This window comes from Arthrobacter sp. TJ-270 (genome assembly GCF_058269075.1).
Genome location: NZ_JBZCNB010000001.1, coordinates 65,451 through 78,311, shown reverse-complemented (window position 1 = coordinate 78,311; position 12,861 = coordinate 65,451). Strand labels below are relative to the sequence as shown.

11 protein-coding genes and 2 tRNA genes are annotated in these 12,861 nt (G+C 64.7%); 11 read left to right on the top strand and 2 right to left on the bottom strand.

Features of this window, described 5'->3' with window-relative positions; all coding sequences use genetic code 11:
• Positions 1 to 41 precede the first annotated feature (41 nt).
• From AC4D2M_RS00395 to AC4D2M_RS00380, 4 genes are all read left to right on the top strand, one after another.
• Positions 42 to 113 (top strand) — tRNA-Gln (locus tag AC4D2M_RS00395).
• Positions 114 to 245: 132 nt separating this feature from the next.
• Positions 246 to 318: transfer RNA gene (locus AC4D2M_RS00390), tRNA-Glu, on the top strand.
• Positions 319 to 412: 94 nt separating this feature from the next.
• Positions 413 to 2,218: a dynamin family protein gene (locus AC4D2M_RS00385; protein ID WP_490889016.1), complete on the top strand. Its 1,806-nt coding sequence runs from the start codon at positions 413 to 415 to the stop codon at positions 2,216 to 2,218.
• Complete coding sequence (locus AC4D2M_RS00380) at positions 2,215 to 3,873, top strand: GTPase family protein (protein WP_490889014.1); 1,659 nt, start codon at positions 2,215 to 2,217, stop codon at positions 3,871 to 3,873. The genes AC4D2M_RS00385 and AC4D2M_RS00380 overlap by 4 nt, the downstream gene beginning before the upstream one ends.
• Here the strand turns inward: AC4D2M_RS00380 and AC4D2M_RS00375 are convergent, their stop codons facing one another.
• Both AC4D2M_RS00375 and AC4D2M_RS00370 read right to left on the bottom strand, forming a co-directional pair.
• Positions 3,874 to 4,404: a DUF1697 domain-containing protein gene (locus AC4D2M_RS00375; protein WP_490889012.1), complete on the bottom strand. Its 531-nt coding sequence runs from the start codon at positions 4,402 to 4,404 to the stop codon at positions 3,874 to 3,876. It lies immediately after the preceding gene.
• 36 nt (positions 4,405 to 4,440) lie between these two features.
• Positions 4,441 to 5,160: an IclR family transcriptional regulator gene (locus AC4D2M_RS00370; RefSeq protein WP_490889010.1), complete on the bottom strand. Its 720-nt coding sequence runs from the start codon at positions 5,158 to 5,160 to the stop codon at positions 4,441 to 4,443.
• 115 nt (positions 5,161 to 5,275) lie between these two features.
• Between AC4D2M_RS00370 and leuC the strand changes: the two genes are divergently transcribed.
• The 7 genes from leuC to AC4D2M_RS00335 all read left to right on the top strand — a co-directional run bounded on the left by leuC (position 5,276) and on the right by AC4D2M_RS00335 (position 12,861).
• Positions 5,276 to 6,748, top strand: a complete 1,473-nt coding sequence (gene leuC / locus AC4D2M_RS00365; protein ID WP_490889009.1) for a 3-isopropylmalate dehydratase large subunit — start codon at positions 5,276 to 5,278, stop codon at positions 6,746 to 6,748.
• Positions 6,749 to 6,769: 21 nt separating this feature from the next.
• A complete protein-coding gene (gene leuD, locus AC4D2M_RS00360; RefSeq protein WP_490889007.1) occupies positions 6,770 to 7,369 on the top strand; it encodes a 3-isopropylmalate dehydratase small subunit in 600 nt (199 codons plus the stop codon).
• A 206-nt stretch (positions 7,370 to 7,575) separates the two neighbouring features.
• Positions 7,576 to 8,919, top strand: coding sequence for a UDP-N-acetylglucosamine 1-carboxyvinyltransferase (murA, locus tag AC4D2M_RS00355; protein WP_490889005.1), 1,344 nt, complete (start codon positions 7,576 to 7,578; stop codon positions 8,917 to 8,919).
• Positions 8,920 to 8,935: 16 nt separating this feature from the next.
• Positions 8,936 to 9,694, top strand: coding sequence for a lysophospholipid acyltransferase family protein (locus AC4D2M_RS00350; protein ID WP_490889003.1), 759 nt, complete (start codon positions 8,936 to 8,938; stop codon positions 9,692 to 9,694).
• Positions 9,691 to 10,716: an NAD(P)H-dependent glycerol-3-phosphate dehydrogenase gene (locus AC4D2M_RS00345; protein WP_490889001.1), complete on the top strand. Its 1,026-nt coding sequence runs from the start codon at positions 9,691 to 9,693 to the stop codon at positions 10,714 to 10,716. Before AC4D2M_RS00350 ends, AC4D2M_RS00345 begins: the two co-directional genes overlap by 4 nt.
• Positions 10,704 to 11,846 (top strand): D-alanine--D-alanine ligase family protein, encoded by a 1,143-nt coding sequence (locus AC4D2M_RS00340; RefSeq protein WP_490890400.1) that lies wholly within the window; start codon positions 10,704 to 10,706, stop codon positions 11,844 to 11,846. Before AC4D2M_RS00345 ends, AC4D2M_RS00340 begins: the two co-directional genes overlap by 13 nt.
• Before the next feature lie 19 nt (positions 11,847 to 11,865).
• Positions 11,866 to 12,861 (top strand): LacI family DNA-binding transcriptional regulator, encoded by a 996-nt coding sequence (locus tag AC4D2M_RS00335; RefSeq protein WP_490888999.1) that lies wholly within the window; start codon positions 11,866 to 11,868, stop codon positions 12,859 to 12,861.

Sequence of the window (12,861 nt, the reverse complement as noted above, 5' to 3'; positions counted from 1 at the left end):
TTGACCTGCTGCGAAGCAAGGAAACCGCCGAAAAGTGCCATTGGGGTATGGTGTAATTGGCAACACATTGGTTTCTGGTACCAACATTCTAGGTTCGAGTCCTGGTACCCCAGCGCTGTAGAAACAGCAAAAATTGAGCGGATCGCCACGTCGGCATCATGGTTCGAATCAATTTGGCTCACAGCATCGGATGTGAAAGAATCATCTAGCTTGTTTGACGGGAAACCGGCAAACAACATAGTACTGGCCCCATCGTATAGCGGCCTAGTACGCTGCCCTCTCACGGCGGTAACGCGGGTTCGAATCCCGCTGGGGTCACAAAGATTCCGCCTCAATCGGTCACGGTTGGGGCGGAATTTTCGTTTAATCGGTCAATCCCCGCCGAATCCTCGGGAACTGGCATGATGGGACCATGGATGCCTCGCTGCCCGACGCCGATGCTGCGGGGCTTGCCGAGCTGCTGGGCAGCGTACGCAAAACGCTCACCAGCCTCACGTTCCCCCTGGAGTCTCCGGGTGCTACTGAAGCCCGGCGTGAAACGCACGCCGCCGCAGCGCAACTCGATGACTACATCCTGCCCCGCATCAAGAGCCTGGACGCGCCGCTGCTGGCCGTAGTGGGCGGGTCCACCGGAGCCGGCAAGTCCACGCTCGTCAACGCCCTTGTAGGACACCCGGTTACGCGGTCCGGAGCGATCAGACCCACCACCCGGCAACCGATCCTGCTGCACCACCCTGCTGAAGGACACTGGTTCGCAGGCGACCGCGTGCTGCCGTCGCTGGCTCGGCAGCGCGCCGTCGTCGTTAGCGCGGAAGCGCAGACCGTACCGGCGTCGCAGATCTCTTCCTCGAACGACGCCGGCGGAGCAGCTGCGTTGCTGCTGCAGCCGGACCCAACAATTCCCCTTGGGCTGGCACTGCTGGATGCGCCGGACATCGACTCAATTGCTGATGAGAACCGCCGCCTCGCCTCACAGCTGCTCGCGGCAGCTGACCTGTGGCTGTTCGTCACCACAGCCAACCGCTATGCCGACGCCGTTCCCTGGCATCTGCTCAGGGAAGCAGCTCAGCGGGACATCCTGCTCGCCGTCGTGCTGGACCGTGTTCCACACGGCGTCGAAGAGGAAATTCGGGCGGATCTGCATACGCTGCTCGCCGCCGAGGAGCTTGGACACGCGCCCATCTTCGTGATCCCTGAGGAACGGTTGGACCCGCTCGGCATGTTGCCGCCCGAGAGCGTTGACCCGCTGCGGCGTTGGCTGGGTGCCATCGCCGCCGACGCTGAGGGACGGCGGGAGATCGCCCGGCGTACCCTCGAGGGCGCACTGCGCGCACTGGGGCACAGGGTGGCGAAGGTGGCAGATGCAGTAGACCGGCAGGCGGAGACTGCTGCGCGGCTCGAGGGAGCGGCACACGAGTCTTACGAAACCGCCCTCGATGCCGTCCTCGAATCAACCAAGGACGGCACCCTGCTGCGCGGAGAGGTGCTGGCCCGCTGGCAGGACTTCGTCGGCACGGGGGAATTCATGCGGGGTCTCGAATCAACGGTTGGACGCATTCGTGACCGCATCGGCGGCTTCCTCACCGGGAAACCGCCGCGCGCAGTTACTGTGGAAAACGCCATCGAGACCGGGCTTCAAACCGTGATCGTGGAGGAAGCCGCGAAAGCTGCGGACCGGACGGAACGGCAATGGCGTGCCGAGGCCGCCGGACGCGCACTGCTGGAACCTGGAACTCCGGTCATGTCGCCGGACTTCACCGATACGGTCGCCCGCGAAATCCGTGCCTGGCAGAAGGATCTGCTGGACCTTGTCCGCTCCGAGGGCGAAGACAAGCGATTCGCAGCCCGGATGCTCTCCTTCGGCGTCAACGGTGTTGCCGTGGCGCTCATGATCGTGGTGTTCGCTTCCACGGCGGGGCTCACCGGAGGGGAAGTGCTCATCGCCGGCGGGTCCGCGGTTGTCGGCCAGAAACTCCTTGAGGCGATCTTCGGCGAGGAAGCAGTCCGTCGGCTTACCAAGACCGCCCGCATGCAGTTACAGGAGCGGTGCGAAAGACTCATGGCCGCCGAGCGCGGGAGCTTTACCGACAGGCTTCAGGTTCTGGCGGACGAACCGTCGTCGCAGGATCTGCGCGCGCTGGCAGTCAACCTTACGGAACGGCGCTCGGTAGCGGAAGACTTGCGCAATGAAGCTCCTGCGCCGGAGGGCAGCCAGTGAGCCGTCACCGCGGGGAGGCATCATCCTCCCGATTGCAGGTCCGGCTGGAGGCGCTGAACACCGCTCGCGAACTCGCTGAGGGGCGGGTGGATGAACATCAGCTCGGGGCGGTCTACGACGTGCTGGACCGCGCCAGCTCACGCAGATCGCTCTCGTCGGCACACACCGTTGTCGGCATTTTCGGGCCCACCGGGAGCGGAAAGTCCTCCCTGCTGAACGCGCTCACGGGCGCCGACCTTGCCCGCGTCGCGGCACGCCGACCGACAACCGCCGAACCCCTCGCCGTGATCTGGCGCGAGGACGGCAGCGCAGACCTGCTCGACTGGCTGCAGGTGCAGAACCGCCACGTGATGCCGGATGGGTCGCCCCTGCTCGCCGTGTCCAGCAACGGTCACCGCCCGAATCGGAACGGTTCCGCCGATGGCGGGCTTATCCTGCTCGACCTTCCTGATTTCGATTCCACTGCGCTTGGCCACCGTGCGATCGTCGAACGGCTCGCCGGGCAGGTGGATGTGCTGCTCTGGGTCACAGACCCCCAAAAGTATGCGGATGCCGCGCTTCACCGCGAGTTCCTGGAGCCGCTGGCAACGCATGAGGCCGTCATCCTCGTTGCGCTGAACCAGTCTGACCGCCTCTCCGCGCAGGACCTCACGCAGGTAACCGGGTCACTCAAGCAGATCCTTGCCTCGGAGGGGCACGGTTCTGCGGTGGTGCACTCGATCTCCGCTGTCACCGGTACCGGGCTGGCTGGGCTGGCGGAGGAAGTTCGTGCGATTGTGCGCCGGAAGGAAGCTGCAACCGGACGCTTGTCGGCGGACGTCGATGTGGCCGTCGAGTCCCTGCGGGAATTCACCGGACCGGAACTTCCGCCGCCGTCGAAAGCGGCGCGCAGTGCGCTCTCGGACCGGTTGGCAGGCGCGACCGGCGCCGATGCGGTGATTGACGCCGTCGTGCGTTCCTATCGCCGTGATGCGCACGCGGTGACAGGGTGGCCCGTGACGCGATGGCTCGGGAACCTCCGTGCCGATCCGCTGCGGCGCCTGAACCTCAGGCGCAGCGATGTGCAGGACTTCGTGGGCCGGACCTCCCTTCCCGAGCCGGGTCCCGCCCAGCGGGCGTCCGTGGACCGCGCGTTGCGGACGTTCGGTGAAGAGCTTTCGAGCGGGGCGGTGGAACCGTGGCAGACGGCCATCCGGGATTCAGCGAGGAGCCCCGAGCCGGAGCTGCTCGAGCGCCTGGATGAGGCCGTTGCCCGCACCGATTTCACCTCCGGATCCCGTGCCTGGTGGTGGCCGGTCGCCGGTGTGCTCCAGTGGCTGTTCCTCGCTGCGATGGTCGTTGGCATCGGGTGGTTGGCGCTGCTGGCCGGCCTCGGATTCCTGCAGTTCCCGGTTCCCGAATCACCGACGGTCGAGGGGATCCCTGTCCCCACGCTCCTCGCGGTCGGGGGAGTGGCCGCGGGCATAGCGCTCGGCATCCTGTGCGCCGGCCTGGCCCGCCTCGGCGCCCGCCGGCGAGGAAAACGCGTACGACGGCGCCTGGTTGCCTCGATCACGGAGACCACGGAAGCTGTGGCGGTTGGACCGGCCGCCGCCGAGATCGAGCGCTATGACAACTTCGTTCGGGCGGTTGAGGCTGCACGTTCCCGCCGGTAGTCAGGCTCGGAGGGCGACGAGCACCTTCTGAAGTGTCCGAAGGTTACGGGTGGTTGTTGCACTCTTGAAACGGGCCCGGTTGGTAAATGCGTTGAGCGGGCTATCAAGCGTGCTCCCCTTCGGTGATTGCCAGGCCGCGGCGATCGTTCCCAGCCTGTGGATCGGTTCGTCGATGGAACGAGCTAATTCGACCATTTCAGTGAGCACCGCGGGGTCCGAGAAGAGCGTGAGGTAAGTGTGGGTGGCAGGGTCGTCCGCGGGAAATGGGCAACCGGCCACAATGGTTTGTACGGTGTCCGCCTCCAGCACCACGACCCAGGCTTCATATCCGAAGCGCTCCCTCAGGGCATCTTCGCTCTGGGATTTCAGATCGGCCGCCGTGAGGTCACTGCTACAGACCACATTCCCTGATGCCAGCAACGTCTGCACGTCCGACACCGGGAGTGCACCGAAGGTCTCCCGTAGGTCTGCGGACCTGATGGTGATCCCGCCGACGTTGACGCCCCGAAGAAATACCGCGTACCTGGTCACGGGGCCAGCCTATTGGGCGACGTCCACCAACACCTGCTATTCGGCTGACTTGCTGATCGCGTTGGTCAGTTGCAGGGCGGCGTTCACCACGACCTCGGCGTGGATTCTGCCGGGCTGGCGGGTGAGACGCTCGATCGGTCCGGAGATCGACACCGCACCAATCACGCGTCCGGAAGGCCCGCGCACCGGGGCCGAGACCGACGCAACCCCGGCCTCACGTTCGCCGAGACTCTGTGCCCAGCCGCGCCGTCGTACTCCGGCAAGGACAGTGGGGGTGAACCGGGCGTTCTGAAGACCCTTGAGCAGCCGGTCATGGTCTTCCCAGGCGAGCAGGCACTGCGCAGCGGATCCTGCCCTCATGGACAACTGTGTGCCGACCGGAATGGTGTCGCGGAGACCGATCGGGCGTTCAGCGGAGGCGACGCAGACGCGCGCATCGCCCTGACGCCGGAAGAGCTGGGCACTTTCTCCGGTCGCATCGCGTAGCTGGAGCAGGACCGGACCGGCGGACGCAATCAGGCGGTCCTCGCCGGCGGCCGAAGCAAGCTCAACGAGGCGGCTCCCCAGGACGAAGCGCCCCTGGATATCCCGGCTGACGAGACGGTGGTGGACGAGTGCTTGGGCAAGCCGGTGCACGGTTGGGCGGGCGAGCCCGGTTGAGGTAACCAGCTGGGCGAGCGTGGTTGGTCCGGCCTCCAATGCGTCAAGCACAAGTGCTGCTTTATCAATCACGCCGACACCACTAGAATTGTCCATAGACTGATATTGCCGTCTCATTATCTGAGACGCAAGTATCTGGACTAGCGCGGATCGCCGCGCTCCTGCTTCAGTTATTGAAAGATCTGATCGAAGGCACGCGGAGGAACCGGCCATGGGCAAGACGCTCGCAGAGAAAGTCTGGGAATCGCACATTGTGCGCAAGGGTGAGGTCGTCAACGGCCAGGCCGAGCCCGATGTGCTCTACATTGACCTGCACCTCGTCCATGAGGTCACGTCGCCGCAGGCGTTCGAAGGCCTCCGGCTGGCCGGCCGCCGGCTGCGGCGGCCCGATCTCACGATCGCCACCGAAGACCACAACACTCCGACGATCGATATCGACCGTCCCATAGCTGACCCCACCAGCCGGACGCAGATCGAAACGCTGCGGGCGAACTGCAAGGAGTTCGGAGTGCGGCTGCACTCCCTGGGTGACGCACAGCAGGGCATCGTGCACATCATCGGCCCACAGCTCGGCCTCACGCAGCCCGGCCTCACCGTGGTGTGTGGAGACTCGCACACCTCCACACACGGTGCTTTCGGAGCGCTGGCGATGGGCATCGGTACGTCCGAGGTGGAGCACGTCATGGCTACTCAGACGCTCCCGCTGACCCCGTTCAAGACCATGGCGATCAACGTCGAGGGCACTCTCAAGCCGGGCGTCACCTCGAAGGACATCATCCTGGCCGTCATCGCCAAGATCGGTACCGGCGGCGGGCAGGGCTACGTGCTGGAATACCGCGGCTCCGCCATTCGGGCATTGTCCATGGACGCACGTATGACCATCTGCAATATGTCGATCGAAGCCGGTGCCCGTGCCGGCATGGTCGCGCCGGATGAGACCACCTTTGAATTCCTCAAGGGCCGCCCGCACGCGCCGGAGGGCGCGGACTGGGACGCCGCCGTCGAGAACTGGCGCACCCTGCGTACCGACGACGACGCGACCTTCGACGCCGAAGTCTTCCTGGATGCCAATGAGCTGGAGCCTTTCGTCACCTGGGGAACCAATCCCGGACAGGGCGTGTCACTCAGCCAGGCCATTCCTTCCCCGGACGATTTCGCCGATGAGAATGAAAAGGCTGCGTGCCAGCGCGCGCTTGACTACATGGCGCTCGAAGCTGGTACACAGATGAAGGACATCCGGGTGGACACCGTCTTCCTGGGCTCCTGCACCAACAGCCGGGTCGAGGACCTGCGTCTTGCCGCGGACATCATCCGCGGTCGGCAGAAAGACCCGAACATCCGCATGATGGTGGTTCCGGGCTCCGCCCGGGTGCGTCTGGAAGCCGAAGCAGAGGGCCTGGACAAGGTTTTCAAGGATTTCGGCGCCGAATGGCGCTTCGCCGGCTGCTCGATGTGTCTGGGTATGAACCCGGACCAGTTGGCCCCGGGGGAGCGGTGCGCGTCGACGTCGAACCGCAACTTCGAAGGCCGGCAGGGCAAAGGAGGGCGTACCCACCTGGTCTCTCCAGTCGTTGCTGCAGCCACCGCCGTACGCGGAACCCTGAGCTCACCCTCGGACCTGGATCCCGTACCGCCGGGCGCTGCGCTGCCCGCTGAGAACGGCTCCACAAGCCACGCTGCCTGATTCGGGCAAGAGGAGAACACCATGGAAAAGATCAGCACGCACACCGGGATCGGTGTTCCACTGCGGCAGAGCAACGTGGATACCGACCAGATCATCCCCGCCGTCTACCTGAAGCGGATCACCCGCACCGGATTCGAAGACGCCCTGTTCGCAGCGTGGCGTAAGGATGAAAACTTCATCCTTAATAGGGAGCCGTTCAACCGCGGCTCCGTGCTGGTTGCGGGACCGGATTTCGGCACAGGTTCCTCCCGTGAGCACGCTGTCTGGGCGCTGAAGGACTTCGGGTTCAGGGCGGTGATCTCGTCCCGGTTCGCGGACATCTTCCGCGGCAATTCCGGGAAGCAGGGGCTTGTGGCGGCCCAGGTGGCCCAGGATGACATCGAACTGATCTGGAAAGAGCTCGAGAACCACCCGGGCACAGAGATCACCGTGGACCTCGAGTCCCGCCTGGTGACGTGCGGCTCCATCGTTGCCACGTTCCAGATCGATGACTACACGCGCTGGCGCCTTCTGGAGGGACTCGATGACATCGGGCTGACCCTCCGACACGAGGAGGACATCACTGCCTACGAGGCCGAACGCCCAAGCTTCAAACCCAAGACGCTGCCCGTCCGCACCTAGACTCCAACACCGGTGCAAGGAAGATCACTCGCTACACCGGAATTCTGGGCTGAACCCGGCCGTTTGAACTACCTGTCGGGATCATAACGATCCAACACGATCCCGCTCGGGGGCCGTCGGTATTTCAGTCTGGTAACAGTAGCTCCTATGCTTAGCAAGGGTCTTATCTGCTGTTGGGGCTTACACGTTGAAGGAAATAGGTGTTCATGGGTAGCGTTCTGACAATCCGTGGTGGTGTCCCCCTTGCAGGCAAGGTGACTGTCCGCGGCGCCAAGAACCTGGTGCCGAAAGCGATGGTTGCGGCGCTGTTGGGAAGTGCACCTTCGGTGCTGAGGAACGTCCCTGAAATCAAGGACGTTGACGTCGTGACCAGCCTTCTGAAGCTGCACGGCGTCGAGGTGGCCAAGGATCCGGTGACGGGCGATCTCACCATGGATCCCGCCAACGCCATGATGGCGGCGTCCAAGGATATCGACGCCCACGCCGGTGATTCCCGCATCCCTATTCTTTTCTGCGGCCCTCTCATGCACAGCATCGGCGAGGCTTTCATCCCTGATCTGGGCGGATGCAAGATCGGTGACCGTCCCATTGATTACCACCTGCAGGTGCTGCGGAACTTCGGCGCTGTCGTGGACAAGCGCCCCGGCGGTATCTCCATCTCCGCTCCGAAGGGCCTTCACGGCGCCAAGCTGGAGCTCCCGTACCCGAGCGTCGGCGCCACCGAGCAGGTACTGCTGACAGCTACCCGCGCCGAGGGCATCACCGAACTGAGCGGTGCCGCTGTGGAGCCGGAGATCATGGATCTCATTGCCGTGCTGCAGAAGATGGGCGCCATCATCACAGTGCAGACGGACCGCACCATCCGCATCGAGGGTGTGGACAAGCTCAGTGGCTTCAACCACAAGGCCATCTCCGACCGCAACGAGACGGCGTCGTGGGCGTCAGCTGCGCTCGTCACCCGTGGTGACATCTACGTTGAAGGCGCCCGTCAGCTGGACCTCACCGCCTTCCTGAACACCTACCGCAAGATCGGTGGGGCGTTTGATGTGAACGACGATGGCATCCGCTTCTACCACCCGGGCGGGAAACTGTCGCCGCTGGTGCTTGAGACGGACGTCCACCCGGGCTTCATGACCGACTGGCAGCAGCCGCTGGTCGTTGCACTCACCCAGGCTGAAGGCGTATCGATCGTCCACGAGACCGTGTATGAAAACCGGTTCGGTTTCACCGACGCGCTGGTCCGCATGGGCGCCAACATCCAGGTGCACCGTGAATGCCTCGGCAGTGTTCCATGCCGTTTCGGTCAGCGGAACTTCTCGCACTCCGCCGTGATCTCCGGTCCGGTGCAGCTGCACGGAACCGACATCGACGTGCCGGATCTGCGCGGTGGCTTCAGCCACCTCATCGCCGCACTGGCAGCGAACGGAACGTCCCGTGTCACCGGTATCGAGCTGATCAACCGCGGCTACGAGCGGTTCCAGGGCAAGCTTGAGGGACTCGGCGCGGACTTCGACATCGCCGAATCCTCAGAGCCGGGAACCGGCCGCTAAGCGCGGCCGCATCAGCATGACGGAACCAGTCTCCTCCCGCGCCACGTTCGCGGTCCTCGCGGCTTTCATCCGGCCGCTCATGAATGCCCTGATGGCCAAGAAATGGAGCGGAGCCGAGAACCTTCCGCGCGACACCGGCTTCATTGTCTGCCCCAACCACGTCACCGAGATCGATCCGATAGTGATTGCGCACTTCCTTTACAACAACAAGGTGATGCCACACTTTCTCGCGAAAGCCTCGCTGTTCGAGGTCCCCGTGATGGGCACAGTGCTGCGCGCCACACTGCAGGTGCCGGTGGAACGCACGACGGCGGGAGCTAACCACTCGCTCGATGTCGCCAAAGAGGCCATTGAGGGCGGCGGCGGAATCATCATCTACCCCGAGGGCACGCTGACCCGTGACCCGAACATGTGGCCTATGAAGGGCCGGACCGGAGCAGCGCGGCTGGCCCTGCAGACCGGCGCGCCGGTTGTGCCCATTGCGCATTGGGGTGCGCAGGAGGTGTTCCCGCGGTACGCGAAACGGCTGCATCTGTTCCCGCGCAAGAGATCCCGCGTACTTGTCGGGAAGCCGGTAGACCTGTCTGATTTCCGGGGCGGCCCCATAACGCGCACCACGCTGGACGCAGCGACCACCCGCATCATGGACGCGCTTACTGAGCTTGTTGCCGAGCTACGCGGCGAAACGCCGCCCACGGAGCGGTGGGACCCCACCGCACGAAAGCAAAAGCAGACGGGCCGGAACTTCGAGTCCCCCGCGGGTGAGGGTCAGTGACGCGTCGGCCACCCGCGATCGTTGCCGTGCTGGGGGCCGGCAGCTGGGGGACCACCTTCGCCAAGGTGCTCGCGGACGCGGGTGCGCGTTACGGCACCCAGGTGCGGCTGTGGGCGCGTCGTCAGGAAATCGCTGATGAAATCAATACCCGCCACACCAACAGCCGTTACCTCGCGGACACGGTATTGCCGGACAACATCCGGTGCTCCGCCGACGTCGCGGCGGTTCTTGACGGCGTCGAGCTCGTGGTCATTGCCGTTCCCGCGCAGTCCCTCCGGTCCCAGCTCTCAGCCTGGAAACCGCTGATCTCGCCTGACGCCGTCGTCGTTTCGCTCATGAAGGGCCTGGAAGTCGGCACGGATGACCGCATGAGCCAGGTCCTGGCCCAGGAGCTCGGCCTGCCCGCGGACCGCGTCGCAGTGGTCTCCGGCCCTAACCTCGCCATGGAGATTGCACGCCGCGAGCCGACCGCCTCGGTGGTGGCCTGCCCGGACGCCGAGGTAGCCACGTGGGTTGCCGCGGCCTGCACCGCCACGTACTTCCGTCCCTACACCAACACCGACGTGGTGGGTGTGGAAATCGGCGGCATCGTGAAGAACGTGATTGCACTGGCCGTAGGTATCTGCGAGGGCAAGCAGATGGGGGACAACACCAAGGCCTCTGTCATCACGCGCGGGCTCACCGAGACAACCCGTCTGGCCGTAGCGCTGGGAGGCGAACCCGAAACCATGTCGGGACTCGCCGGCATGGGAGACCTGATCGCCACCTGCTCCTCACCGCTCTCGCGCAACCACACCGCCGGCAGGCTCCTGGGACAGGGACTCACCCTGGACGAGGTCACAACCCACATGAACCAGACCGCCGAGGGCATCAAATCCGCGCAGGCTGTGGCTGATCTCGCGCGCCAACTCGATGTCTATATGCCGATAACGGATAGTGTTGTTGCCGTACTTCAGGGAAACCTGTCCGTACATGACCTTGGCCCGCGACTGCTGGCCCGCGAACTGAAATCCGAAGGCTAACTGTGACCTCATCTGCGAAGCCCCGCGTCCTTGTGCTTTTCGGTGGGCGTTCGAGCGAACATGCCGTCAGCTGCGTGACCGCTGCGGGCGTGCTGGACGCAATCGACCGGAACAAGTACGACGTCGTTCCGGTGGGCATCGCGAAGAACGGCCAGTGGTCACTTGTCTCCTCCGACCCCTCCCAGTGGTCTCTGCGCTCCACCGTGCTTCCGGAAGTCCCCGTGTCATCGGAGCCGGTGGTACTGGCGACGGCGTCCGACGGCGGAACGGCGCAGGAACTTGTTGCAACTGGTTCCGAGCAGCTGCCCCGCAGCCTCGGCGCGGTGGATGTTGTACTGCCGCTGCTGCACGGTCCCTTTGGTGAGGACGGCACCCTGCAGGGCATGCTCGAGATGGCTGACGTGCGCTACGTCGGTGCGGGCGTGCTCGCGTCCGCAGTCGGGATGGACAAGCACTACATGAAGGTGGTGTTCGCCGCCGCCGGGCTCACGGTCGGACCGTACGAGGTCATTACTGACCGGGACTGGGCTCGTGACCGTTCAGCATGCCTTGACCGCGCCGCGAAGCTGGGCTTCCCCGTCTTCGTCAAGCCGGCCCGCGCCGGCTCTTCCATGGGCATCTCCCGGGCGACCTCACCGGCGGAACTGGAGATCGCTGTGGAAACTGCACGGGCCTTCGACCCGAAGGTGATCGTCGAAGCCGGAATTGTTGGGCGTGAGATCGAGGTCGCCGTCTTGCAGGGCCGCGGAACGGAAGCGCCACGGACCAGCCTGCCCGGAGAAATAGCGGTCCAGCCCGGTGAACACGAATGGTATGACTTCGAGGCGAAGTACGTTGACGGTTCCGCGGCCGAGCTGAGCTGCCCCGCAGACCTCCCGCCCGCTGTGACGGACAAGGTCCGGGAGCTCGCTGCCCGCGCTTTCGACTCTCTCGGTACGGAAGGGCTCTCCCGGGTCGACTTCTTCTACACACCTGCCGGTGATCTCATCATTAACGAGATCAACACCATGCCGGGGTTCACACCCATCAGCATGTACCCGCAAATGTGGGCCAAGTCAGGACTGACCTACACGGAGCTGATCGACGAACTCATCGAGTTGGCGCTGCATCGCAGGACGGGCCTGCGTTAAGCGCGGCAGGCACCAATCGATGACAGAGCCGAAACGGGCAACCCTACAGGACATCGCCCGGGCGGCGGGGCTTTCCAAAGCAGCCACGTCCTACGCGCTGCGTGGGCTCCGTGGGTCGGAGCAGACGGTTGCCCGAGTCCAGGCCATTGCCAAGGAGATGGGATGGACGGCGGATCCGGTAGCGCGGGCCCTCGCGGGCGGCCGGAGCGGCAACGTGGCGATCATCGGATCGTTGGGAGACCTCTGGCGGCAGGGCCTCGCGGTGATGCTGTCGGAAGCACTGCACGACCAGGCCATGTTCTCGGCCATCGCTGACGTGGACACATCGCCGGAACGTGAGCAGAACGCGCTGCGCACGCTCGCGACCCGCCGGGTTGACGCCGCAATAGTGTTTCCCGTGGACCCGTCCGCCCTGTACTGGGCCGACGTGCCGGAACGGATCCGGCTGGTGTCGGTCGGTGACGCGCTGCTTCACCGCCCGGTTGCCCGTACTGTTCTTTTCGACAACGAGTTCGGGATCAGCAGTGCCCTTGGTCACCTCGCCGAACTGGGGCATCGTTCGGTCGGGCTGCTGGCGCCGTCGTTGCCGTCGACGCCGGGGCGCCCTGCGCAGCTGCTGGTGGAAAAACTGGGCGCGGACATGGGGCTGAGCGTTGCCGTGGCGCCGTCGACGTCGTCGGTAGCTGGAGCGGCAGAGGCGGCAACCGTCCTTCTCGCCCGGCCGGAGCGTCCGACGGCGTTGCTATGCCTGAGCGACTCACTCGCTTTTGGTGCCTACCGGGCGGCCCGGTCCCTCGATCTGTCCATCCCCGGGGACGTCTCGATCATGGGGTTCGATGACAGCGAGATGGCCCCGCTCGTCAGCCCCGGGCTCACCACCTTCGGCTGGGACGAGTCGGCCATCGTGGCGGCCGCCATCGAGTCCGTCGTGAATGAAGACGTCCCGGCATCGGTCTCGTTTCGTCCCGAGTTCCTGGTCCGCGGCTCCTGCCACACGCCGCCGGGGACTCCGTAG